Here is a 24,733-nt window from a genome sequence, read left to right as displayed (position 1 = left end):
ATTATCCTAAGCCAAAAAATGTGCTACGCCTTGTCACCAGGAATTTTCTCCCGTTGCGTTAGGGGTTTGCTGAAATGTGCGTCAGTACGCAATTTGAGCAAATTAACGCTTTTGCCTGCTTTTGCCGATACAGATAACAGGTGGAAACGTATTCACCTGTAGAAAAAAACGGCGTATTATCGCCAGCACAATAAGAGAGGGTATTATGGTTGACACTGAACTGGGGAACTGGAAAGAATTTATTGACGCGATGTTGCGCAAGTAACACGCGAAGAGAAAAGCAGGGAAAATCCCCAACTTGCTGTAATTCTTACCAAACATAAATTAAGGCAGCCAACGGCTGCCTTAATTTTTTTATCGCCCATGACCAGAACACATTGCTTCATCCAGTAGTGACGCGATTTATCGCGCATTGTTATTGCTGCATGAAGGTTAAAGGCGCGCGATAAATCGCGCCGCTACGGATCAGGGCTTAATCATGTGGCTTCTCTTTCAGCGGGAAGCGGCGGCGCACCAGCACAAAGAACAGCGGCACAAAGAAGATGGCCAGCACCGTTGCGGAGATCATGCCCCCCATCACGCCGGTACCCACCGCGTGCTGGCTGCCAGAACCCGCACCCGCGCTGATCGCCATCGGCAGCACGCCAAAGATAAACGCCAGCGAAGTCATCAAAATCGGACGCAGACGCTGACGCGAGGCTTCCAGTGTGGCCTCAATCAGCTCACGACCTTTGCTGTTGATCTCATTGGCGAACTCCACGATCAAAATGGCGTTCTTCGCCGACAGGCCAATGACGGTCAGTAACCCGACCTGGAAATAAACATCGTTTTCCAGTCCACGCAGCCAGGTGGCAATCAATGCCCCCACCACGCCCAGTGGCACTACCAGCATCACTGAGAACGGGATCGACCAGCTTTCATACAGCGCCGCCAGACTCAGGAACACCACCAGCAGCGAAATGGCATACAGCGCCGGGGCCTGTGAACCGGAGAGCCGTTCCTGATAGGAGGCACCGGTCCACTGGAAACCGACGCCCAAAGGCAGCTGACTGACCAGTTTCTCCATCGCATCCATTGCCGTCCCGCTGCTGACGCCATTCGCCGCTTCACCGACGATTTCCAGTGAGGAGTAGCCGTTGTAGCGCTCCAGGCGTGGCGAGCCGACTTCCCAACGGCTGGTGGCAAAGGCCGAGAAGGGCACCATAGTGCCGCTGCTGTTACGCACATACCATTTATTGATATCGTCTGGCAGCATGCGGAATTCCGGCGCGGCCTGGACATAGACCTTCTTAACACGACCGCGGTCGATAAAGTCATTCACATAGGATGAGCCCCAGGCGGTGGTGAGGGTGTCATTGATGGTATCGATCGAAACGCCCAGTGCCTGCGCTTTGCGCTGGTCAACATCAATCTGCAACTGCGGGCTGTCATCCAGGCCATTATGGCGTACGCGTGATAACGCCGGGTCATGTGCTGCCGCATCCAGTAATTTATCGCGCATTGCCATCAGGGCGGTGTGACCCATTCCACCATGATCCTGTATTTCAAGGTCAAAGCCAGATGAACTGCCGAGGCCGGTAATCGCCGGGGGGCTGCTGGCAATCACCCGGGCTTCCCGGATTTTATTAAAGGCTTTGGTGGCGCGGTCAATGATGGCAAAAGACGTACGGTCAGCTCCCGGACGCTCATCCCAATCCTTCAGGCGGATAAACATACGCGCCACGTTCTGACCGTTACCGCCAGGGCCAGCACCAATGGTGGAAAACACCGATAAGACGTTATCTTTCTCGGCGGTCATATAATATTTTTCCACCTTAGCGACCACGTTAGAGGTTTGCTGGAGCGTTGATCCCGCCGGAAGTTGTATCTGCGTCAGAAATACGCCACGGTCTTCCTGCGGCAGGAACGATGTGGGCAGACGGAGAAACATAAATGCCATCAGGCCAATGATCGCCAAATAAAGCAGTATCCAGCGGCCGCTTTTAACCAGAATCCGCGCCACACCCCGTTCATAGCGTGCTGCATTGGTGTTGAAATGACGGTTGAACCAGCCAAAAAAACCACGCCGACCGTGATGTTGCCCTTGTTCCAGCGGTTTGAGCAGCGTGGCACAAAGGGCGGGGGTCAAAATCAATGCCACCAGTACCGACAGGATCATGGCGGAGACGATGGTAATGGAGAACTGGCGGTAAATCGCGCCAACGGTGCCACCGAAAAACGCCATCGGGACAAATACCGCCGACAGTACCAGCGCGATGCCAACCAGAGCCCCCTGAATCTGTCCCATTGATTTACGCGTGGCCGCTCGGGGTGAAAGACCTTCTTCACTCATAAGACGTTCGACGTTTTCTACTACCACGATGGCGTCATCCACCAGCAGACCAATGGCCAGTACCGTGGCAAACATGGTCAAGGTGTTAATGCTGTAGCCGCAGGCATACAGCACCGCAAAGGTACCGAGTAACACCACGGGAACTGCGATGGTGGGGATCAGCGTGGCACGGAAGTTCTGCATAAACAGATACATCACCAGGAACACCAGCAGAATCGCTTCCAGCAACGTTTTCACCACATCGGTGATCGACGCTTTGACGAACGGCGTGGTTTCGTAGGCGATTTTTGCTTCCAACCCGTGTGGAAAGTATTGTGATAATTCGGCGATGCGGGCGCGTACCAGTTTGTCGGTGTTCATCTCATTGGCGCCGGAAGCCAGTTTAATGCCCAAACCGGACGCTGCCTGGCCGTTGTAACGGCTGAGATAGTCATATTTCTCTGCCCCCATCGCGACATCCGCCACATCACCCACGGTAACCACAGAACCGTCAGTGTTGGTTTTTAGCGTAATGGCTTTGAACTGTTCCGGGGTTTGCAGCATCGACTGGGCATTGACCGTCGCATTCAGCGCCTGTTTTTCAACCGAGGGCAAGCCTCCCAACTGACCTACCGCAACCTGGGCGTTTTGCGATTCAATAGCGCTGACGACATCATCGGTTGTTAACGCGTAGGCGTTCAGTTTGTTCGGATCGAGCCAGATACGCATGGAATATTGCGAACCGTAGGCATCAACTTCACCGACACCATCGATACGGCTGAGGGGATCCTCAATGTTACTGGCGACATAATCTGAAATATCCTGTTTGTCCATACTTCCGTCGGTAGAAACAAACGCAATCATCAGGATATTGCTGTCACCCGTTTTGTTGACGGTGACACCCTGGGATTGCACTGCCGAGGGCAACTGGCGCAGGGCTGTCTGTAGCTGGTTCTGAACCTGCTGGCGTGCTTCGTCCGGATCGGTGCCTGCGGTAAAGGTGAGGGTGATTTGGGCCTGACCGGTATTGCTGCTGTTCGATGACATATACATCAGGTTGTCGATGCCGGTCATGTTCTGCTCAATCACCTGGGTTACGGTGTTTTCCAGCGTTTCCGCTGAAGCACCGGGGTAGTTGGCGGTGATGCGCACGTTCGGTGGTGCGAGGTCAGGATATTGCTCAATCGGCAGCGAGATGATCGCCAGAGTGCCGCATAAGCAGAGTAAAATCGCCAGAACCCAGGCAAAAATGGGGCGGTCGATAAAAAAATTCGACATGGAACCGACACTCCTCAGCTGCGTATTTTTTACTTTTATTATCAGAAGCGTGAACCCGTGTGGGCCCACGCTGGCGGAGGGGATGCGCTATCTCGGGAGAATCTCCTGCCGCTGCTTACTCTACGCGGCGCAAATTAGATAATCGTGGAGAAATTATGGAGAAAGTGTAAATGTCCCGACGGTTTTATGTGATGTGCTAGACGTTCCGGCTCTCCAGCCAGAGCACGGTGGCGGCCACGCGTGAGCGTACATCCAGTTTGCGCAGCAGATTGCGAATATGCACTTTGACCGTCTCCTCAGAGATATGCAGCGTGGTGGCAATCTCTTTATTCGACAAACCACGCGCCACTTCCTGTAGTACATCGAGTTCGCGTTCGGTCAACTGGCGGAACGGATTGGAGCTGTGTGGGCGATTGGCGAGATACTCCTCCACCACCTCACTGAATACGTTCTCCCCCTGGGCGCCGGACAGGATTTGTTGCAGCAATTGCTCCGGTTCACTGTCCTTCAGCAAATAGCCATCTGCCCCGGCATCAATCATGGCGTAGATATCATTACGCGCATCGGAAACGGTCAACACCAGGATGCGGGCGGAGATCTCCTCATGGCGTAACGCTTTTAGCGTATCCAGCCCGGACATCCCTTTCATATTCAGGTCGAGCAGAATCACATCAGGCGACAGGCGACGGGCCTCTGCCAGCGCCTCCGTGCCATTATTGGCCTCGGCCACCACCTGAAGCCGTGGCTCCAGCGCCAGCAACTGGCGAACGCCGCGGCGCATCAGGGGATGGTCATCAACTATCATGATTGTCAGTTTTGGCTGGTCCATATTCTCTCCAATAAACAGTCCATGTATCGTGTTATTCCAGCAGCCAGGTCGGGCGCGGCGGGAAACGTAAGGTGACACGCGTGCCGCGTTCCTGCGGGGTAATCAGCAGCGTGCCGGCAAGGCGTGCTGCCCGTTCTGCCATAATGGTCAGGCCGTAATGGCCCGGCGGTTCTTCCGTGCTACGGATACCAATACCGTCATCTTCGATGGTTAACAGATGATCCTCCTCAGCGATACGCTGATAGCAAATGCGAATCTGCTGCGCACCGGCATGGCGAATGGCGTTGAGTAAGGCCTCGCGCGCAATCTGTAAAACATGCACCTGCTGTTGTGCATCGAGGCTTTGTAGCCCAGGTTGATAGTCAAACTGGATCGCCGCCTGGGATTGTTCCTGCAAGGGTACGATCATTGCCTGCATAGCTGCTACCAAATCTGCCTGCTCAATAGTCAGGCGGAAGGTGGTCAGCAACTCACGTAATTGTTGATAAGCGTCTGCCAGCGCCCGGTCAAACTCGCTGATAATACTTTGCGCTGCCAACTGGCTGCCATCGACCGTGCGTCGCAGCAGCGTAAGCTGAATCCGTAAAAAGGAGAGTGACTGCGCCAGCGAATCGTGAAGTTCGCGGGCAATGGTCGCGCGCTCTTCAATTAACAGCATTTGCTGATATTGCTTCTGCGTCTGCCAGACCCACAGGGCGCGAGCCAACATATTCGCCAGGCTCTGCATCAATTCCCCGGACGACGCGCGTTGCGGCGATTGCCAACGCAATTCGCCGAAGGGCTGCTCATCCTGACGCAATGTGATGCGCTGCCAGCGGCAGTTGGCATCACTGCTTCCGGTCTGGAATGTCTGGTTGTCACTCTCCAGCACCACCACGTTAAAACCTTCGCGCTGCTGAAGTTGCTCGATAAAACCCTGAAATACATCGGGATTGAGGGCGCTGCTGGTAAGCATTTGCGAGCTTTCATAGAGCAGAGACAGCGTGCGGTTAGCCTGCGTCAGGCTCTCGGTTTTCTCCTGCACCGCATCTTCCAGCAGGCGATAATGTGATTGTAGTCTGGCCGCCATCGCCGTGAAGGCATGGGCCAGCACACCAAGTTCGTTAGGCTGTGCCACGGGCAGGGGAGGAAAGCTGAAGCGAGTTTGTTCGACAAACTGACTGGCGGTGACCAGAGCGTCGAGCGGCCCCACCACGTTGCTGCGAATAAAACGGATGGTCCAGAGTGCCAGCCCGACAATCGCCAGAAAACCAAACAGGCTGCTGGCAACCACCAGATGCATTTTTAGCTCGGCGTAATGCTGTACGGACAACACAAAACGATTGATTTCACCGACGTAGCTGGCGACCTGCTGTTGATAAATCAGGGTGTTCTGCGTTTGTAATCGTTGCTTCAGTTCCGGCCAGTTATCGCGCAGATAGTGGTAACGGTTGCGAACTTCGATCGGTACCCACGCGCGCTCCAGATTGCTCAATGCCGGAGCGTCCAGGGTTTGTTCATATAAACCAATATGATGAGTTAGCTGTTGGGGATCGCGCGTGCTGTCCCAGGCCAGGCGATAAATTTGCATTCGCAGCGACCCGGCGACATTGACTGTCTCAGCATCACGTAAGCTACTGGAAAGTGTCATCAACGCCAGCCCGGAAGTGAGCAGCGAAAGCAGGACAATTGCGCTTAGCGCGCGAGCGATAGTGCGTATTACGGGACGTTTAACCATCACGATAAAAACCCTGTTGCGAGCGCGGAATTATAAAACAGCGTTGTCATGTCGGCGACGTTATCTCGCTACATCAGGTTACTCTTCGCACATAAAGTAACCGCAATTTACATTTCCCAGGATAAATCTGAAACCTCTGTCGAAAAATTGAACAGTTTTACCGCTTGTGTCATCCCGCTTTTGCCTGGCTGACTAATACTTTTTGCGTAGGCCGTCGGTTTCCCCGCAAGATAACAGGAGCATCCCATGAAGACTCGATATGCTGTTCTGGCTGGTGCACTGCTAGCCGCCGCAAGTTTTAGTTCGCTGGCCGCGACAGCGTTAAACGCGGAACAAGCTCAAAATATGCAAAGTATCGGTAGCGTCTCCGTCAGTGGCGTCAGTGGCTCACTGGATGATGCGACCCGTCAGTTGTCACAGAAAGCGCAAGAGATGGGTGCCAGCCATTACCGCGTCATCGGCGTGCAAAATCCAGGCGACTCCAGCATGTGGAGTGGTACCGCCGAGATTTATCGTTAATTTCCCCGATTTTTTCCTGCCGCAATCTTCACCGGTCAGACGCTCTGGCCGGTTTTTTTGTGCACTGTGAAGGATAATCTCAATTCATTCTGTGCAATCTGGCGGTATATTTTGCTTCGTTCTTGCAGAACGGGTAGGATTCATCGCCGTAATTTCCCGGATCGCTGCGCGACATCGTTCCGCCGCCTGCAACCGGGGTTTTACCCCATTTCGCACCGCGCTACGCAAACGTTTGGTAAGCCGGTGATTGATGGTCAGGATAAACAGGAAAGCTATGAAACCTACTAAAAAAACCGCGGCCGAACAACGCGCTGCGAAACGACGCTGGCTGAATTCCCACGACACCGGTTACCACAAAGCTATGGGTAATCGTCAGGTTCAAATGATCGCCATCGGCGGTGCTATTGGTACGGGGCTATTTTTAGGCGCAGGCGCGCGCTTACAGATGGCAGGTCCGGCTCTGGCACTGGTGTATCTGGTGTGCGGTATCTTCTCTTTCTTCATTCTGCGTGCGTTGGGCGAACTGGTTTTACATCGTCCTTCCAGCGGCAGCTTTGTTTCCTATGCGCGTGAATTTCTTGGTGAAAAAGCGTCATATGTGGCGGGCTGGATGTACTTTGTTAACTGGGCGATGACCGGTATCGTCGATATCACGGCCGTTGCGCTGTATATGCATTACTGGGGCGCGTTTGGTGATGTTCCCCAGTGGGTGTTTGCCCTTGGTGCGCTGGCAATTGTTGGCACCATGAACATGATCGGCGTGAAGTGGTTCGCCGAGATGGAGTTCTGGTTTGCGCTGATTAAGGTGCTGGCCATCGTGGTGTTCCTGGTGGTTGGCGTGGTATTCCTCGGCAGCGGTAAGCCGCTGGACGGCAATGCCACTGGTTTCCACCTGATAACCGATAATGGCGGCCTGTTCCCACATGGTCTGCTGCCTGCGCTGGTGCTGGTGCAAGGGGTGGTGTTTGCCTTCGCTTCGATCGAGCTGGTAGGCACGGCGGCGGGGGAGTGTAAAGACCCGAAAACCATGCTGCCAAAAGCGATCAACAGCGTGATTTGGCGTATCGGCCTGTTCTACGTGGGTTCGGTGGTGCTGTTGGTGCTGCTGTTGCCGTGGAATGCTTATCAGGCCGGGCAGAGTCCGTTCGTGACCTTCTTCTCCAAACTGGGCGTGCCTTATATCGGTAGCGTTATGAATATCGTGGTGCTGAGTGCGGCGTTGTCCAGCCTGAACTCCGGTCTGTACTCCACCGGTCGTATTCTGCGTTCGATGTCGATGGGCGGTTCTGCACCGAAGTTTATGTCGAAGATGAGCAACCAGCAGGTGCCGTTTGCCGGTATCCTGGTGACCATCGCTGTCTATGTGGTGGGCGTGGTGCTGAACTACTACGTACCGTCTCAGGTATTTGAGATCGTCCTGAACGTGGCATCGCTGGGTATCATCTCTTCGTGGGGCTTTATCGTGGTATGCCAGATGCGTCTGCGCAAAGCCATCAAAGAAGGCAAAGCGGAAGATGTCAGCTTCAAGCTGCCGTGGGCACCGGTCACCTCCTGGTTGACGCTGCTGTTCCTGGTCAGCGTGCTGGTGTTGATGGCGTTTGACTACCCGAATGGCACCTACACCATTGCCTCCATCCCGCTGATTGCCGTGGTGTTGGTGCTGGGCTGGTTTGGTGTGCGTAAGCGCGTACACGAAGAAGCGATGAAAGAGCATGATCATCATGTCGATGAGTCGGATGACGCACCGCGTATCCTGGCGGAAGATTCTTCACGCTAAACGCGCATGATGTGTTATCAGAAGGCCGTCTCTCCGACGGCCTTTTTTGTTTTTGCCACCGTAATGCCGCGTTTTTTCTGGCACCTGGACCCGTCTGATCACCATCTGCTCCCCCCTTGATCCCACTCCGGGAATTACTCCTTTCGGGTGATATAGCCCCCCATTGTGTCAGGTTATTTTAAGCCCTAATTTTCTAACCCGAATTAAGGTGTACCGATGGGGCTGTCACGACGCCAATTCTTCACCGGGCAGCGTAAAGCTGTCACGGGGGCGATTGCATTGCCGTGGTGGCGCCATCAGACCGGGTGTGACGGTTGTGGCAACTGCGTAACCGCCTGCGAAACGCAGATTGTGCAGCTTGCGCCAGGTGCGGTACCGCAGATCGATTTTCAACGAGGTGAATGTACCTTCTGTGCCGCCTGCGCCGATGCCTGCCCACAGGCGCTGTTTTATCCGCGCGAGCAGCAGCCGTGGCAGCAACGTATCCGCATCAGCCGTGATTGCATCACCTTTCAGGGGGTGAATTGTCGCAGTTGTCAGGAAAGTTGTGAGCAGCAGGCCATCGTTTTTCGCCTTACTGCCAACGGTATCGCACAACCCGAAACCACGCCGCAGCATTGCACCGGTTGTGGTGCGTGCATCGCGCCTTGCCCGGTTTCAGCCACAGGATTACATCATGAACCCGAATAACAGTTGGCACGTCTGTGGCCTGGTGATTCAGGCGCGACCGGCGGCTTGTGCTGCGGTCACGCAGGAGTTACTGACCTGGGCCGACAGCGACATCGCCGCTCAAGACGCCGCACGCGGCACCCTGGCGGTCACGTTGGGCGCGTCCGATAGCGCCACGCTGCTTAGCAACATTGAAGCCACGCGCAATATCCCTGGCGTGTTGGCGGTATCGCTGGTGTATCACCAGCAGGACGAATTTGAAGAACTTGCCAAGGAAACCTCATGCAACTGAGTCGTCGTGATTTTATGAAAGCCAATGCGGCGGCGGCAGCTGCAACCGCTGCGGGATTAGTCATCCCTACCGTTACCAAAGCCGCCACGGCGTTGGCGGCACCGATTCGTTGGGAAAAAGCGCCTTGTCGCTTTTGCGGAACGGGCTGCGGCGTGCTGGTGGGCACTCAGGATGGTCGTGTGGTTGCTTCACAGGGCGATCCGCAGGCGGAGGTGAACCGTGGTCTGAACTGCATTAAAGGTTATTTTCTGCCCAAAATTATGTACGGCAAGGACCGTCTGACCCAGCCGCTGTTGCGGATGACCGAAGGGCGTTTCGACAAAAATGGCACATTCACGCCGATTAGCTGGGAACAGGCGTTCGACATCATGGAGGAGAAGTTTAAGGCTGCGCTTAAGGCCAACGGACCGGAATCCATTGGTATGTTCGGTTCCGGCCAGTGGACCTTGTGGGAAGGTTACGCGGCCTCCAAGCTGATGAAAGCCGGTTTCCGCAGCAATAACCTCGATCCCAATGCGCGTCACTGCATGGCGTCGGCGGTGGTTGGGTTTATGCGCACCTTTGGCATGGATGAACCGATGGGCTGCTATGACGATATCGAGCAGGCTGATGCTTTTGTGCTGTGGGGATCGAACATGGCCGAGATGCATCCGATTCTCTGGTCTCGTCTCACGGCGCGTCGTCTCAGCAATGAAAACGTCAACGTTGCCGTGCTGTCGACCTATCGCCATCGCAGCTTTGAGCTGGCGGATAACGGCATGGTGTTCGTGCCTCAGACCGATCTGGTGATCCTCAACTTTATCGCCAACTACATCATTCAGAACGGCAAGGTGGATAAAACCTTCCTGGAAAACCACGTCACGCTGCGTCAGGGCGCGACTGACATCGGTTATGGTTTGCGTCCGACCGACCCGCGTCAGGCGAAGGCGAAAAATCCGGACAGCGATGCCTCGACGCCGATCAGTTTCGACGAGTACGCGAAGTTTGTCGCGGAGTATACGCTGGAAAAAGCCAGTGCCATGAGCGGTGTCGAGCAAGATCAACTGGTGAAACTGGCCGAGTTGTATGCCGATCCCAACATCAAGGTGGTGTCGTACTGGACGATGGGTTTCAACCAGCATACGCGTGGCGTGTGGGCCAATAATCTGGTCTACAACCTGCACTTGCTGACCGGCAAAATCTCACGCCCCGGTACCGGCCCCTTCTCTCTGACCGGGCAACCCTCAGCCTGTGGTACGGCGCGTGAAGTGGGGACGTTTTCCCATCGTTTGCCTGCCGATATGGTGGTGACTAACGACAAGCACCGCGCGCTGGCAGAAAAACTGTGGAAGTTGCCGTCCGGCACCATCCCGGCCAAACCGGGCTACCACGCAGTGGCGCAGGACCGCGCGCTGAAAGACGGCAAAATCAATGCCTACTGGTCGATGTGCAACAACAATATGCAGGCCGGACCGAACCTGACACAGGAACGTATGCCGGGTTGGCGCGATGAGCGCAACTTTGTGGTGGTGTCGGATCCCTATCCGACCGTCAGCGCGCTCTCAGCCGACCTGATTCTGCCCACCGCCATGTGGGTGGAAAAAGAGGGTGCCTACGGTAATGCTGAACGCCGCACCCAGTTTTGGCATCAGCAAGTCAAAGCGCCGGGTGACGCCAAATCCGATCTGTGGCAACTGGTGAACTTTTCGAAGCGATTCCGCGTGGCGGAAGTGTGGCCGGAGGCATTGATCGCCCAACAGCCGGAGCTACGTGACAAAACCCTCTACGACGTGTTGTTTGCCAATGGCCAGGTTAACCAATTCCCGCTGACTGAGGTCGCCGACGACCAACTGAACGATGATGCCCGCGCTTTCGGCTTCTATCTGCAAAAAGGATTGTTCGAAGAGTACGCCAGTTTTGGTCGTGGTCACGGCCACGATTTGGCACCGTTCGACACTTATCATCAGGCGCGTGGTTTGCGCTGGCCGGTGGTTGACGGCAAAGAGACGCGCTGGCGTTATCGCGAAGGTCATGACAGCTACGTCAAAGCGGGCGAGGGCGTGCGCTTCTACGGCAAACCAGACGGCAAAGCGACCATTTTTGCCCTGCCGTACGAGCCGCCTGCTGAATCACCGGATGCGGAATACGATCTGTGGTTCTGTACTGGCCGCGTGCTGGAACACTGGCATACCGGCACCATGACGCGCCGTGTGCCGGAGCTGCATCGCGCGGTGCCGCAGGCGTTGCTGTATATCCATCCGCTGGATGCCAAAGCGCGTGGTCTGCGTCGGGGCGAGAAAGTGCGCGTGGTTTCCCGTCGGGGTGAAGCGATGGCCACCGTCGAAACGCGTGGCCGTAATCAGCCACCGCAGGGGTTGGTGTTTTCACCGTTCTTCGATGCCGGGGTGCTGGTCAACAACGTCACGCTGGATGCCACTGACCCGCTCTCGAAGCAGACCGATTACAAAAAATGCGCCGTTAAGCTGGTGAAAATTTAAGGCAGGATGCAATGAAACCTCTTATCACACTTCTTACATTGGCTGCCCTGACATTGGGCAGCGCGGTCTGGGCCGATAACGGCGTGGACTTGCAACAGTCACCGGAGGTGACGGCGACGCAGCAGGGCACGATCCATCAGCCCAAAGAGCAGAGCCGCAAGCCGCTGAACTATGTCAATCAACCACCGGTGATCCCGCATAGCGTTGATGGCTACCAGGTGACGAAAAACGTTAACCGCTGCCTGCAATGCCACGGTACGCAAAGTTACCTCACCACCGGTGCGCCCCGCGTCAGTCCAACGCACTTTACCGATCGTGATGGCCTGGTTAGCAGTACGGTTTCACCGCGCCGCTATTTTTGTCTGCAATGCCATGTGCCGCAGACCGATGCCAAACCGGTGGTGGAAAACACCTTCCGTCCGGCTGAGGGCTTTGGTCAATGAAGCAGATGATTCTCCGCATCTGGCGCTGGTGGCGTCGTCCTAGCCGGCTGGCGCTTGGCACGTTGCTGCTGATTGGTTTCGCCGGAGGCATCATTTTCTGGGGCGGATTTAATACCGGCCTGGAGATGACCAACCGCGAGCAATTCTGTATCGGTTGCCATGAAATGCGTAACAACGTCTATCAGGAATATATGCAGACGGTGCACTACAACAACCGCAGCGGCGTGCGTGCGACCTGCCCGGATTGTCATGTGCCACACGAGTGGGGGCCAAAAATGTGGCGTAAGTTACAGGCCAGCAAAGAGGTGTATGCCAAGGTGTTCGGCATTGTCGACACGCCAGAAAAGTTTGAGGAAAAGCGGCTTGAACTGGCGCAAAACGAATGGCGCAGGATGAAGAACAACAATTCGCAAGCCTGCCGTAACTGCCATAACTTTGAATATATGGATTTTACCGCGCAGAAGACGGTCGCGGCGAAGATGCACACCAAAGCGGTGGAGGAAGGCAAAACCTGTATCGACTGCCATAAAGGGATTGCGCATCACCTGCCAGATATGAAAGAGGAAAAGAACGGGTTTTGATGTTTACAGCGCGGTAAACCGCGCCGCTACGAGAAAGGTGCGTAGCGGCGCGATTTATCGCGCTGTTTTCATCTGCGCGGGAAACAATTCAGATAGTTTTCCCCGCCATAACGTTTTACTCTTTCAGGCTCCCTCAAAATTTGCAGTGGAGTGGTCATGCCGTTAAAGATCAATATCATCAAAGACAAGTTGCTGTCAGAAAACTGGTTTGTGCTGCACAACTTTACCTACGAACTTACCCGTAACAATGGCGAAGTGCTGCGTCACAAACGTGAAGTCTACGACCGTGGTAACGGCGCAACCATCCTGCTCTACAACCGTGAAAAAAATAGCGTGGTGCTGACCCGCCAATTCCGTATTGCCACCTACCTGAACGGTAATGAGAGTGGCGAACTGATTGAGGCCTGCGCGGGCCTGCTGGACGACGATACGCCTGAAGATTGCATCCGTAAGGAAGCGATTGAGGAAACCGGGTATCAGGTGGGTAAAGTGGAAAAACTCTGGGAAGCCTATATGTCACCGGGGGGGGTTACCGAGATTCTGCACTTCTTCGCTGCTGAATACAGCGAAGATCAGCGCGCTAATAAAGGCGGCGGTGTCGAAGACGAAGAAATTACCGTGCTCGAACTGGCGTTTCCTGAAGCGCTGGCGATGGTGAAAAATGGTCGTATCCGTGACGGTAAAACCATTATGTTACTGCAACATGCGCAACTGGCAGGATGGCTGCACGCCTGATAGTTAACAGATGTCCTCTGTAGCGGCGAGATTTATTGCGCCGCTATCAAGGTATCATGGCTGCCGTTATCTGGAGGTACCCGGTCGGTTTTCTTCTTGATTCCCTTGTTCATCCCTTTTATTTAACTGCTCCAGAAATTCTCTGATTAATGGGTAAGTAACTAATTTTTCATCAGAAATCTTGCCATGTCTTGAGGTATAGGCCGCATTCATTACGGCGGGAAACATTCTCTCAACTAAAGGCCTGACAGGTTCGGGTAATTTATGAAGCTTACTATTAATGACAGAGTCGCGGTAATCAGGTTGTTCTGGTATCACGCTCGATACAAAGCCTGCATCGGTTGACTGAACCTGTATGCCATTATATTTATGACCGTCCTCTTTCAATAGTATGATATTGCCTTTATGGGCGCCCGACATGATATGTTCTGGCAACACTGCTGAATAATTCCCTTCCTTCGCATCTTTAGCAGAAATTTTCATGCTTTTGTCATACGAAACAACTTTTCCGCCTGAGTGGTAGTAGGTCATTTGATTATCATTATTTATCGTTACAATATCTCTGCTGATAGTGTACGAGAGATGTTCCAGCATCCGTTGTTGTAATTCGCTGATAAAGGAGTCAGATAAAGACGATTCAGCAAACTTGTAATTGGTAAAAGGACTGACAAAATCTCTCAGTTGATTGGCGACGGGAGTCGATGATCTGTACGGTCTGAAAGTTGATGTTATGGCTGTAGCAGCAGCGGTGCTGGTTGATGGCTCAGGGTTGTCAAAGGGTTTCGGCAGAAAAGTCTGTTTTTCGCGATTAATATTAAATGCGACGATTGGCGGGACGATGTGTAGTGTATCTGGCTGACAAAAGAATTCTTGATAGAATATTTTTTCATTACCACTGGTGGGAAATGAACTGGAGATCCCAGTCATGTAGTCAGCTTTGGTTGTCGATATAACGGTGTTAGTATTCAACGTGCGTGTTTGGGTAAATGTGCCGACATTCATATTTTCTATCCTGTCTCCCTGGATAACATCCACCCCTATGTTTTGAATGAATTCTGTGCGTGTTCTTTGTGTGTTCACAAATTTAAAATTGGGGTTATTTGCCCTGATAACTAGCAGGATTTTACCTTCATCCAATTCTTTATTATTATTCATAATGTCGGCATTCTTGGTTCGTACCATTGTGATACCAATTTCGTACTCATGAATATGTTCACTTTGGAAAAATTCAGCGTTGGAAAATATAATGACTGATTTATGCCCATCTTGTACTATTGTTTTATAAATAATATATCTTGGCTGATACCAAAAAATAAATTCATCAGAAAATTCTATAGCACACTGAAGGAACTCATTTGACTTGATCCGCATCTGATCGTTCCAAAGGTCCCTTCTATACCTGCCATCAGCATGTTGTTGATCCTTTATCGCATCTTTCTGGTCACAATATGCGTGATACAGGTCCATCCGGTGTTCGCCTTCCGTCTTATAGGTACCTTCCTGAATTGCTGCATTGACTTTGCTCGCATTCAGAGAAAAGATGAGATCTTTTCTTCTTTTATCATTATATTCAATTTCGCCATCAACTATTTTAGCAACTAATTCACGCCAGGGTTTAAGTCGGAAATATTCAAAAAGAAGCGAGGATGAAAGTTTATGCATATCGTTTAATGTGTTGAGAAAATCAGCGTGACTGGCAACATCCATGTCTCCTAAAGTAAAGGTTTCCTTTGATAGTCTGGCAGCTGCACGTTTCACTATATCGGCATCCATCTTAATAAGCGAAGGTATTCCTTTTTCAAAATCACACAAAATAATCATATTGAAGAGTTGGTCTAATGTTTTTTTTTCACACTCTTTAAATATTTTTTTAAGATTTAAATACCGTTCATAAATACATTCCACATACTTTTTGATGGTTGTTGTTGCTGATTCTTTCATTTTTTCTAACAGTTTTTCTATCTCAGAGAAGTAGTCTTTCTCCCCTGATTCAAATAGCGCCTGCAACCCATCTTTCAAAAAAACAAATTGCTCTTGGGTTAAACGTTCCTTTTTAAGTGTCGTGTTCTTTTCGTTAGGATCAAAAATGAACTCTTTCAATGTTTCTTCAATAGCATCGGTCTTATCAATCATTCTGCATAAAGCTTGCAAGTTAAGTGTGGCTTGATCATTTCCCGGTGCGAATTCAGCAATAGATTTTGTTATTTCATCTTGCAATATATTATTTGTCTGTTCTAATAACTCGATGGTCAGGCTATTAAGTTGATCGGTAAGTTGTGTCCCCTGGGGAGTGGATTGTGGGTCAGGCATTAATGGCGATAAAAATAATTCACGAACAATTATAGATATCGCTTCGGAGAAAAAGCTTGGGTTGTTTATTTTATCTTTAAATGTTTTGCTCAGCTCCTGGGTAATGGTTTCCTTACTGGCGATGCTTAGTGGAAGCCCAATATTCTGCATCCAGGTATAGAAATCATTAATATCTCTGGCGCGATAGGATAAAAAGTAATTTTGCAGGATGATAAAATCGTCTAACAATTCATCATCATCCTCTGATCTTAAACTTTCCAGGCTCACATTTTCCAGAATGCTATTGGCTAATGTTTCTATTTTAACTTTTAGTTCATGATTATAAGGTTGCTGGTTTAAGGCTTTTTTTTGTGCGATAAGTTCTTCTCTTAATGAATTTTTTTCTGTATCGTCGAGTCCGACAAGGTCAACAAAGCTTATGATATATTCCAGAGTTTCGAGATGCTCCAGCGTCGTGGTGGTTTCAATCGTTATATCCTGGAGTTGCTGAAAAATAATCGTCAAATGGTCAACGTTACTGATTTGCTTTTCTGTCAGGAGACAGCCTGACTGATGAGCATGATGTGAAAAATAATGTGAGGGTGTATAATTTATTTTAGCCAGATCATTGAGGAATTTTTGCGGTGCAACGTTTAGCAAGCTGGCGAGTTTAGTGCGGAAAAATATGGGGCGAAAATCGACATCAGAATAATCGCCTTCACAAAAAAGAAAATGTACCATATTGGTGCGTATTTCCTGCAATGTATTATCTTTGACGTCTTTATTTATCAGCTTGATGAGTTGTAGATCGAGTTTAATACTTTGTGTGAATTTCCAGTTTAAGGTTTTTTTGCTTATTCTATTTGATAAGTGCTGTTTTATTTTATCGAAATGATCATGTTTAATATAACACCTGATTTTATGGTTGCCGTGTACTGTTACCGTTTGTTCGGTCGCATCGATGTCCCTGGCGTGTTTTTCATCGGCGAACCCCAGTAATATATTGCGCTGTGCAATCCAGTCCATCTCAGGATCAGCAGAGCACTGCCACACTGCCGCCAGCATAAGTGCCTTAATAACTACCTGACCTTGATGGTCGGTGCAGTTAAACGTGAGATTCTTAATTATTTCGGGATGAAGGAATTTTTTCTTCATGATGCGATATAATTGGGATAGATTACTCATATTATCTGCAATGATACGGCTGCTATATAAGTTATGGGCTACACACAGTGCTTCAGCTACCGATAACTCATCCGTCATAAATTCAGGTGTCACCGCATTAACCTCTGGTTTTATGCCTAATGCGCTTACCACATTATGAAGAACTGTTTCTTTGTTGAGTAACTCATTAAGTGACTTCCATACCCCCGCATGGGCAATGTCATAGATTGATTTTAAGCCAGGGTCATGTGAGGCTGATATATCCAACCCAAAAGTACGGGAAGACAGTAATTCACTCTTCAGGTCGTTGGTGTTATTCGGCAAGTCATTACAGAATGGTATGGACTTCATTAACCATCTCAGTAAATTTGATTGTTGTGACGTTTTAGATTCCTTTGCTATTCTTTCCAGCTCAGTCTTGATTTCTTTTTCCCTTTTCTCCCTGGTGTTCTGGAGTAACAATACCTTATAATTATTGAGTTGCTCTAATAATTTTCCACCATATTCGCTACAGCTTAACACGAAGATTAACCCTTGATTTTGCTGCAATGATTCTATCGCTGCGGTAACGCTTTTATCGTCGAGAGGCATATCACAAAATGCATGTAGGTGAAGATTATCTTTTTCCTGAGAAGAGGTAGCTGGAGCGCAAAGGGTCTTTAATTCATCATACAATTCATTTTGACGATCTATGAAGGATGGGAGCGTGTTATCATCGAATGTCTCTAACATATGCTTGACTCTGGTATTGAAATCGTCCCAAAGTTTAAACTTATCCAGGAAATCTCTCAGGGAGTTATCCCCCTCATAAATTATTTTTTTCCATAGCATTCGCAATTGTTCTGTATTGTTATCTTTTACATAAACTTCCATATACTTGTCAGTTTCTTTGAAATATTCTTTAAGCATCTTGCAGTTTTTTGCCTGATGGATCGCTAATATTTTCTGCAAAAACTCACCGATGCTTTTATCGTCAACTGTTTCGAGAAGTCTTTTGATTTTCTTTATATTTATCTCATAAGTTTTTATAGCCTTTCTGGACATGGTTTTTGTAATGTTATTACCCCTCTCCTGAAATTTTAGCAGGCGATTTTTGAAATGCGTTACAACAGGATTAGTTGAACCAGACATGTCAGCAGTAACGGTAAATGAGGCGTCGATGAAAGTCTGAAGTTTTAATAACTTATTCAGTTCGTGAGCGCCATCAGGCGTTGATTTATTCTCTACTCTTTGCTGAAGAGTAAAAAGTGCTGGGTTGGCGGCCGACGTTGTAACATGCGTGGTAAAGGACGTAGATGATGGGAACACTGAAGGTGAAAGGACCGAATTCACATGTCGATTATTATAGGGAGTGAGATAATTTGTCTGAATGGAGGAAATTTGACTCACGATGACTGGCGTTGTGGTAATTATTTCTGGATCGCCAGAAGGAGGCGCTGGTGACAACCCAGAATGATAAGTTCGCAGCATAATTTATCCTCTTCCTTGATAAGTTCGCGCTGAACTGGCACTTCTTTCAGCCAGTCGCATTGAGTTTCATTAAACCCCGATTCGAGTCCTTTTAACCGGTTCTGATGATTAAACGGGACAGATAACATCTTTCCGGCGTTAAAATTAGCATGTCTTATCATGGCGATAATGTGACGCTTTCTCGACTCCAGACAATCTCTCTCATAAGCCCTGACCGTGTGCCGGGCTGGCTGACGCATTGTGCGACAAATCCGATTGAGCGCGCGGCGTTGGACAAGGATGATGACCCCTCGCACCACCCGCACAGATCGCTCCCAGGCGACGTCTTTTTCGGCAGTTAGTACCGCTTTTAGGGCCAGCTCACAGATTAGGCCCGGTGTCAGCGCTGCCACTGCGCTATCATCTTCTCTCTAAGATTTTGGGGATCGGTTTTCTTAATGTCGTATTGGATGAAATCGCTGCTTTTATTGCTTTTTCTGTTTGCTGCGGGAGTGCAGGCGGATCCACTGCAAAAGTCATTTTCTGACTGGCAGCTGACCTGCAACAATGCGGCTTTTTGCGTAGCGCGCAGTTTTCCTGGTGATAATGGCCTGGTCATGACCCTCTCCCGGCATGCGGGTGTCGATGATCGTCCTTTGCTGCGCATTGATTATGGCAGCGCTTACACTGGTGAACTTCCCGGTGCGTCCTTACAGGACAATCTGTTGCTCGATCAGCGTCTGCTGAAACCCGATCTCAAACACTGGAGTGTGGAACCGCATCATCTCGCCACCAGCAATCCTATCGCTATTGATGAGTTTCTGGCACAAACGCTGGATGCGGATACCCTCCAGCTCACCTGGCAGGCCAAAGCAGCCGTTTCATTGCACGGGATGAAAGCGGCGTTGCTGTTGATGGATGAGGTGCAGGGCAGGGTGAACGGTTTGAGTGCCTGGGTAAAGCGCGGCGATCGGGTGGTATGGGATGTACCGCCGCAGCCAGCGTTACCCCGGTTACCTGCGCCTTTGCCGCAGCCTGCGCCACTCACCCATGACGAAGCCAGTGGGTTGATCGACTATGGTACCTGGCGCATCAATACCGACAGTTGTTCACTCGATCCGATGCGGCGTGAAGTGAGCGTCGCGCCGCTCACCGACGACAAAGCGTTGCTGCTGGTGAGCTGTGAAACCGGGGCCTATAACGTGATTGATCTGGCCTTTGAAGTGACACGTAGTCAACCCTATGTGGCGCGCGGTCTGACGCTGACCTTACCCTTCACACCAGCGTCACGCAGTGATAATCAACTGGAGCTGGTGAATGCCGAATACGATGCCAGCAGCGGATTCCTTTATACCTTCAGCAAGGGGCGTGGCCTGGGGGATTGCGGCATCGCTACGCGCTGGCAGTTTGATGGCAATGAATTTGTGCTGGCGGAGTATGCGGAAGAGAAGACCTGTGATGCCTGGCACAGCAGCGATGACTGGCCAACCTTGTGGGTCAGCCAGTCGGAGACGGCACCGCAATCGCGTTAACGGATTGCCTGTACCATCATCGGTGAGCCATTCTGGTTACCCACCAGTTCGGCCAGCAGATCATTGACGCCATCGCTCATCGGCGTAAAGCGGGTTAACGGCGAGCGCGTCACCACCACAAACACCCCGACATTTTGCTGCGGTATCATCGCCATATAGGTAATGAACCCACCCGCACCACCGGTTTTCTGAATAATGCCTGGGCGACCGTTTTTCGGCCCCATATAGACCCAACCCATACCCAGCGCATCGGCACGTCCGGGGACATCCATCCCTTCCACTTTATTCAACTGGTCACGGCGATAAATCAGCGTTTGCAAACGATCGATTTGCGGCGTGCGTTTGTTGACCGCAGAGTTGAGGAACTGTTGCATCCAGCGGCCCATATCGTCCGGTGTTGAATAGACGCCGCCGCTGCCAATCGCTGCGAGGGTGTTGTTACACGGACTGGCACCTTTTTCAGCAATCATCAGACGCTTGCATTGATCTGGCGAGGGGGTATAGGTGGTGTCCTTCATCCCCAGTGGACGGGTGATCAACTGCTGGAACAGGGCTGGATAGGGTTGACCACTTGCTTTCGCCAGCGCATCGCCCAGCAGGTCATAACCGAGGTTGGAGTAGGCTGCATTGGTACCTGGTGCCGCTTTCAGCGCAGCACGCGACAGCCACTGCCAGCGATCACTTCGGGTTGGCCAGACAAACACCGGACGATGCGGTTTGCCGCCGGGCTGCTCACGCGGCAGACCACTGGTATGGGTCGAAAGATTAATCAGGCGAATCGGTTGGCCGTTGAAGTTTGGCACACGCACGCCCGCTGGTGCGTATTTGCTTAAAGGATCGTCGAGGCGAATCTGACCACGCTCCGCCATTTTCACCATCACTTCGCTGGTCATCAGCTTGCTGAGCGAGGCAATACGAATCACCGAGTCTTGCTGTGGCCGGGTGTTATTGCCGGGGCTGGTTTCGCCGAAGCTGGCGAAAACACGCTGGTTGCCATCAATCGCCACCAGTGCCATGCCAACAGCACCGCTGCCGTAAAAGATATGTTCAGCGTAACGATCAACGATCTGCGAAGCGAGCAGGGGGTCTGGAGACGCCTGCGCCATGCTTTTTAACGGAAGCAGCGAAACCAGTAAGCTCAGTAAAAAGGGTGTACGTTTTTTCAACGGGAAAGCGTCCGCCAGGCTAATTAAAGGAACGTCTTATAGTAATCAGTTTGCGAGGGGCGGAAAGAGGTCAAGTAAGATTTTTTTCTGTTTCAGGCTGTGATCAAAAACGGCCCCACAGCGGGGGCCGGGTCAATTAGTGCGGCTTGAGTAAGGCTTCGGTATGGCTGACGATATTTTCCACGGTAAAGCCAAATTCCGGGAACAGTTTACCGGCCGGTGCCGACTCACCAAAGGTGGTCATGCCGACGATGGATCCGTCAAGGCCAACATACTTGAACCAGTAATCGGTAATCCCGGCTTCCACCGCCACGCGTGCCTTAACGCCAGAAGGCAGCACCGATTCACGATAAGCCGCCTCCTGTTTATCGAACACGTCGGTGCAGGGCAGGGATACCACGCGGATACGATGACCATCCGCCGTCAGTTTATCCGCTGCACCAAGAGCGATTTCGATTTCCGAACCGGTGGCGATGATGATCGCTTCCGGCGTACCGTCGCAATCCTGCAATACATAACCACCCCGCGCGATATCCGCAACCTGCGCAGGGCTGCGTTCCGGTTGCAGTAAATTCTGACGCGACAGAATCAGCGCGGTTGGGCCGTGCTGACGTTCCACCGCCGCCTTCCACGCCACCGCCGTTTCTACCTGGTCGCACGGACGCCACACGCTCATATTCGGCGTGACACGCAGGCTGGCGAGTTGTTCCACCGGCTGATGCGTCGGGCCATCTTCCCCCAAACCAATCGAGTCGTGGGTGTAGACCAGCACCTGACGCGCCTTCATCAATGCCGCCATGCGCACCGCGTTGCGTGCGTATTCGACAAACATCAGGAAGGTGGCGGTATAAGGCAAAAAGCCGCCGTGATTGGCAATACCGTTGCCGATCGCCGTCATACCAAACTCGCGCACTCCGTAATGAATATAGTTACCGGCAATATCCTCTTTGATCGATTTAGAACCGGACCAGATAGTGAGATTGCTGGGGGCCAGATCGGCAGATCCCCCAAGGAATTCCGGTAACAGCTTGCCAAACACTTCGAGGGTATTTTGCGATGCTTTACGGCTGGCAATTTTCTGTGGATTTGCCTGAAGTTGTTCAACAAACGCCTGAACCTCGCTTTGCCAGTTAGCGGGTAACTCACCGCTCAGGCGACGTGTGAACTCTTTCGCCAGTTCGGGATGCGCCGATGTATAGGCCGCCAGTTTTTCGTCCCAGGCTTTTTCGCGCGCGGCCCCGGCTTCTTTAGCATCCCACTGCTGATAAATCTCTTTTGGGATCTCAAACGCCGGAGAGTTCCAGCCCAGTTGTTTACGCGCCAGCGCCACTTCCGCTTCGCCGAGCGCGGCACCGTGCGACTCCTCTTTACCGGCCTTATTGGGCGAGCCAAAGCCAATGATGGTGCGACAGATAATCAGCGAGGGTTTGTCGGTGACGCCCTGCGCCTCTTTGATGGCGTTGCTAACGGCGGTCGGATCATGGCCGTCAATGTCGCCAATCACATGCCAGTTGTAGGCTTCAAAGCGTTTGTGGGTATCGTCGGTAAACCAGCCTTCGGTTTCACCGTCGATGGAAATGCCGTTGTGATCGTAAAAACCGATCAGCTTGCCAAGTCCAAGGGTACCTGCCAGCGAGCAGGCTTCGTGAGAAATCCCTTCCATCAGGCAGCCGTCACCCATAAACACGTAGGTGTAATGGTCGACGATCTCATGCCCCGGCTGGTTAAATTGTGCCGCCAGCGTGCGTTCGGAAATCGCCATCCCCACGGCATTCGCCAGCCCCTGACCGAGTGGTCCGGTGGTGGTTTCTACCCCTGCGGTATAACCCAGCTCCGGGTGTCCCGGCGTTTTCGAATGTAGCTGACGGAAGTTTTTCAATTCCTCCATCGGCAGGTCATAACCGGTGAGATGCAGCAGGCTGTAAAGCAGCATCGAGGCATGGCCGTTGGAGAGAATGAAACGGTCGCGATCGGGCCAGTGTGGGTTGGTCGGGTTATGTTTGAGAAAATCGCGCCACAGCACTTCGGCGATATCCGCCATGCCCATCGGGGCACCCGGATGGCCGGAATTTGCTTTTTGTACGGCGTCCATGCTCAGGGCACGAATCGCATTAGCCAACTCTCTGCGTGAAGACATAGGGTTCTCCCTTGTGATTTGGCAAAAAGGACGGGCAAGACGCCCGTCCGGCATGAGGTGATGGTCGGTCAGAGGCGAGCAGCCAGCACGTCCTCCAGTTTTTGCTGGTCAATGGCAAACTGACGGATCCCATCGGACAGTTTTTCTACCGCCATCGGATCCTGATTATGTTCCCAGCGGAACTCCGCTTCAGACAGCGGCGCAGGCTGATGGAAGCCTTCGGTTGACGGTTCCAGCCTACGTTCCACTGGCGCATCGCTGTTGGCCAGTTCTTCCAGCAGATTTGGCGAGATGGTCAGTCGGTCGCAACCCGCCAGCGCCAGAATCTGCTCCACTTTACGGAAGCTGGCACCCATGATGACGGTGTTGTAGCGATGCTTTTTGTAATAATCGTAGATACGACGCACGGACTTCACGCCCGGATCTTCATCTGCCACATACGGGTCGAGCGGTTTACGGCTGTTGTACCAGTCATAAATACGCCCAACGAACGGGGAGATCAGGAACACACCCGCTTCGGCGCAGGCGCGGGCCTGAGCGAAGGAGAACAGCAGCGTCAGGTTGCAATGGATGCCGTTTTTCTCCAGCTCCTCAGCGGCGCGGATGCCTTCCCAGGTTGACGCCAGTTTGATCAGGATACGCGAACGGTCAATGCCGTTCTCTTCGTACAACCGCACCAGTTTTTCGGCTTTGGTAACACACATGCCCCGATCGAAAGAGAGGCGCGCATCCACTTCGGTCGAGACACGGCCTGGTACGCTTTTCAGAATTTCCATACCGAGGTTGATCGCCACTTTGTCGCTGGCGTTGATGATCTGCGTTTCTTTACTGCCGCCCTGTTTTTTTGCGTAGTCGATGGCGTCATCAATCAGGTGTTTGTAGGCGTCGAGTCCGGCGGCTTTGAGGATGAGTGAGGGGTTGGTCGTGGCGTCTTCCGGGTGGTATTGGCGAATGGATTCAATATCGCCACTGTCCGCCACCACGGTGGTGAACTGTTTTAATGCATCGAGCTGGTTCATCGCTTAACTCCTTGATTAGCAATCATTATGGCAAATAGAAAACCTCAGGCAGCTTTGGCCTTATTACGCCATTTCCAGGTGAGTACCGGTCCAACACATTGCTACAGACGTCAGGTGAAGAAAATGCGTTTTCTCTGATTGTGACGCTGGGGCGCCCACTGTGCGCGCTTGTGATTAGGGGCCAGCCTGAGATGACAGCTGCGCGTTTTACCACCACTAAGCATAGCAGTCTGTGACCGGGGCGTTGATCTGGCTGTGGCAATCTGTGCCCTTGTAAACCGCGTATTCTTTGAGCGCCTTCACCCTCTTTTGGGCGGTTGATTTCTATACTGAACGCTCTTTCTCCGCG

Annotated in this window: 18 protein-coding genes; 10 read left to right on the top strand and 8 right to left on the bottom strand. The window is 51.8% G+C overall.

Features of this window, described 5'->3' with window-relative positions; genetic code table 11:
* The first annotated feature begins 205 nt into the window (after window positions 1-205).
* Window positions 206-265 carry a protein YpfM gene (gene ypfM / locus AC6I8R_RS15110; RefSeq protein ID WP_139810981.1) on the top strand — a complete coding sequence of 20 codons (60 nt, stop codon included), beginning with the start codon at window positions 206-208 and terminating at the stop codon, window positions 263-265.
* A 207-nt stretch (window positions 266-472) separates the two neighbouring features.
* Here ypfM and acrD read toward each other — a convergent pair whose 3' ends face one another.
* From acrD to narQ, 3 genes are all read right to left on the bottom strand, one after another.
* The gene (gene acrD / locus AC6I8R_RS15105) at window positions 473-3,589 is read right to left on the bottom strand and encodes a multidrug efflux RND transporter permease AcrD (protein WP_415174760.1); all 3,117 of its coding nucleotides are present in this window, start codon (window positions 3,587-3,589) and stop codon (window positions 473-475) included.
* 196 nt (window positions 3,590-3,785) lie between these two features.
* Window positions 3,786-4,418 carry a two-component system response regulator NarL gene (narL, locus tag AC6I8R_RS15100; RefSeq protein WP_208723847.1) on the bottom strand — a complete coding sequence of 211 codons (633 nt, stop codon included), beginning with the start codon at window positions 4,416-4,418 and terminating at the stop codon, window positions 3,786-3,788.
* 31 nt (window positions 4,419-4,449) lie between these two features.
* Window positions 4,450-6,138 (bottom strand): nitrate/nitrite two-component system sensor histidine kinase NarQ, encoded by a 1,689-nt coding sequence (gene narQ, locus AC6I8R_RS15095; RefSeq protein ID WP_497832537.1) that lies wholly within the window; start codon window positions 6,136-6,138, stop codon window positions 4,450-4,452.
* Between the two features lie 243 nt (window positions 6,139-6,381).
* Between narQ and AC6I8R_RS15090 the strand changes: the two genes are divergently transcribed.
* The 8 genes from AC6I8R_RS15090 (at window position 6,382) to nudK (ending at window position 13,628) form a co-directional block, all read left to right on the top strand.
* On the top strand, window positions 6,382-6,654 hold the full coding sequence (locus AC6I8R_RS15090) for a YdgH/BhsA/McbA-like domain containing protein (protein WP_021184293.1): 273 nt from the start codon (window positions 6,382-6,384) through the stop codon (window positions 6,652-6,654).
* A gap of 274 nt (window positions 6,655-6,928) precedes the next feature.
* Window positions 6,929-8,431 carry an L-asparagine permease gene (ansP, locus tag AC6I8R_RS15085; protein WP_021184291.1) on the top strand — a complete coding sequence of 501 codons (1,503 nt, stop codon included), beginning with the start codon at window positions 6,929-6,931 and terminating at the stop codon, window positions 8,429-8,431.
* A 216-nt stretch (window positions 8,432-8,647) separates the two neighbouring features.
* Window positions 8,648-9,121, top strand: coding sequence for a ferredoxin-type protein NapF (gene napF / locus AC6I8R_RS15080; RefSeq protein ID WP_497832536.1), 474 nt, complete (start codon window positions 8,648-8,650; stop codon window positions 9,119-9,121).
* The gene (locus tag AC6I8R_RS15075; RefSeq protein WP_021184288.1) at window positions 9,108-9,392 is read left to right on the top strand and encodes a chaperone NapD; all 285 of its coding nucleotides are present in this window, start codon (window positions 9,108-9,110) and stop codon (window positions 9,390-9,392) included. Before napF ends, AC6I8R_RS15075 begins: the two co-directional genes overlap by 14 nt.
* The gene (gene napA, locus AC6I8R_RS15070) at window positions 9,383-11,869 is read left to right on the top strand and encodes a nitrate reductase catalytic subunit NapA (RefSeq protein WP_415174763.1); all 2,487 of its coding nucleotides are present in this window, start codon (window positions 9,383-9,385) and stop codon (window positions 11,867-11,869) included. Before AC6I8R_RS15075 ends, napA begins: the two co-directional genes overlap by 10 nt.
* A gap of 11 nt (window positions 11,870-11,880) precedes the next feature.
* Window positions 11,881-12,312, top strand: coding sequence for a nitrate reductase cytochrome c-type subunit (gene napB / locus AC6I8R_RS15065; protein WP_415174764.1), 432 nt, complete (start codon window positions 11,881-11,883; stop codon window positions 12,310-12,312).
* Complete coding sequence (gene napC / locus AC6I8R_RS15060) at window positions 12,309-12,893, top strand: cytochrome c-type protein NapC (RefSeq protein WP_208723851.1); 585 nt, start codon at window positions 12,309-12,311, stop codon at window positions 12,891-12,893. The genes napB and napC overlap by 4 nt, the downstream gene beginning before the upstream one ends.
* A 156-nt stretch (window positions 12,894-13,049) precedes the next feature.
* Window positions 13,050-13,628: a GDP-mannose pyrophosphatase NudK gene (gene nudK / locus AC6I8R_RS15055; protein WP_497832535.1), complete on the top strand. Its 579-nt coding sequence runs from the start codon at window positions 13,050-13,052 to the stop codon at window positions 13,626-13,628.
* 66 nt (window positions 13,629-13,694) lie between these two features.
* Here nudK and AC6I8R_RS15050 read toward each other — a convergent pair whose 3' ends face one another.
* Together AC6I8R_RS15050 and AC6I8R_RS15045 are read right to left on the bottom strand one after the other, a co-directional pair.
* Window positions 13,695-18,551: a hypothetical protein gene (locus AC6I8R_RS15050; RefSeq protein WP_497832534.1), complete on the bottom strand. Its 4,857-nt coding sequence runs from the start codon at window positions 18,549-18,551 to the stop codon at window positions 13,695-13,697.
* Entirely contained in the window at window positions 18,491-18,943 is a 453-nt protein-coding gene (locus tag AC6I8R_RS15045) for a hypothetical protein (RefSeq protein ID WP_415174767.1), read from the bottom strand. Before AC6I8R_RS15045 ends, AC6I8R_RS15050 begins: the two co-directional genes overlap by 61 nt.
* Before the next feature lie 45 nt (window positions 18,944-18,988).
* Here AC6I8R_RS15045 and AC6I8R_RS15040 point away from each other — a divergent pair, with 45 nt between their 5' ends.
* Window positions 18,989-20,062 carry a DUF1176 domain-containing protein gene (locus AC6I8R_RS15040; RefSeq protein ID WP_208723854.1) on the top strand — a complete coding sequence of 358 codons (1,074 nt, stop codon included), beginning with the start codon at window positions 18,989-18,991 and terminating at the stop codon, window positions 20,060-20,062.
* Here AC6I8R_RS15040 and ampH read toward each other — a convergent pair.
* The 3 genes from ampH to tal all read right to left on the bottom strand — a co-directional run bounded on the left by ampH (window position 20,059) and on the right by tal (window position 24,384).
* Entirely contained in the window at window positions 20,059-21,228 is a 1,170-nt protein-coding gene (gene ampH / locus AC6I8R_RS15035) for a D-alanyl-D-alanine-carboxypeptidase/endopeptidase AmpH (RefSeq protein WP_208723855.1), read from the bottom strand. The two genes, AC6I8R_RS15040 and ampH, sit on opposite strands and share 4 nt — an antisense overlap.
* A gap of 136 nt (window positions 21,229-21,364) precedes the next feature.
* Window positions 21,365-23,365 (bottom strand): transketolase, encoded by a 2,001-nt coding sequence (tkt, locus tag AC6I8R_RS15030; RefSeq protein WP_415174768.1) that lies wholly within the window; start codon window positions 23,363-23,365, stop codon window positions 21,365-21,367.
* Window positions 23,366-23,433: 68 nt separating this feature from the next.
* Window positions 23,434-24,384, bottom strand: a complete 951-nt coding sequence (gene tal, locus AC6I8R_RS15025) for a transaldolase (RefSeq protein ID WP_415174769.1) — start codon at window positions 24,382-24,384, stop codon at window positions 23,434-23,436.
* Window positions 24,385-24,733 lie beyond the last annotated feature (349 nt).

It is taken from the genome of Pantoea sp. X-Soil-OKNW-713 (assembly GCF_059730685.1).
Note: the sequence above shows the minus strand (reverse complement) of the source record. Positions and strands in the feature narration are given on the sequence as shown.

Bases quoted from the DNA above. Each gene is read 5' to 3' on its own strand.
- acrD (WP_415174760.1), bottom strand. From the start codon at position 3,589: ATGTCGAATTTTTTTATCGACCGCCCCATTTTTGCCTGGGTTCTGGCG.
- narL (WP_208723847.1), bottom strand. From the start codon at position 4,418: ATGGACCAGCCAAAACTGACAATCATGATAGTTGATGACCATCCCCTG.
- AC6I8R_RS15090 (WP_021184293.1), top strand. From the start codon at position 6,382: ATGAAGACTCGATATGCTGTTCTGGCTGGTGCACTGCTAGCCGCCGCA.
- ansP (WP_021184291.1), top strand. From the start codon at position 6,929: ATGAAACCTACTAAAAAAACCGCGGCCGAACAACGCGCTGCGAAACGA.
- napF (WP_497832536.1), top strand. From the start codon at position 8,648: ATGGGGCTGTCACGACGCCAATTCTTCACCGGGCAGCGTAAAGCTGTC.
- AC6I8R_RS15075 (WP_021184288.1), top strand. From the start codon at position 9,108: ATGAACCCGAATAACAGTTGGCACGTCTGTGGCCTGGTGATTCAGGCG.
- napA (WP_415174763.1), top strand. From the start codon at position 9,383: ATGCAACTGAGTCGTCGTGATTTTATGAAAGCCAATGCGGCGGCGGCA.
- napB (WP_415174764.1), top strand. From the start codon at position 11,881: ATGAAACCTCTTATCACACTTCTTACATTGGCTGCCCTGACATTGGGC.
- napC (WP_208723851.1), top strand. From the start codon at position 12,309: ATGAAGCAGATGATTCTCCGCATCTGGCGCTGGTGGCGTCGTCCTAGC.
- nudK (WP_497832535.1), top strand. From the start codon at position 13,050: ATGCCGTTAAAGATCAATATCATCAAAGACAAGTTGCTGTCAGAAAAC.
- AC6I8R_RS15050 (WP_497832534.1), bottom strand. From the start codon at position 18,551: ATGCTGCGAACTTATCATTCTGGGTTGTCACCAGCGCCTCCTTCTGGC.
- AC6I8R_RS15040 (WP_208723854.1), top strand. From the start codon at position 18,989: ATGTCGTATTGGATGAAATCGCTGCTTTTATTGCTTTTTCTGTTTGCT.
- tkt (WP_415174768.1), bottom strand. From the start codon at position 23,365: ATGTCTTCACGCAGAGAGTTGGCTAATGCGATTCGTGCCCTGAGCATG.
- tal (WP_415174769.1), bottom strand. From the start codon at position 24,384: ATGAACCAGCTCGATGCATTAAAACAGTTCACCACCGTGGTGGCGGAC.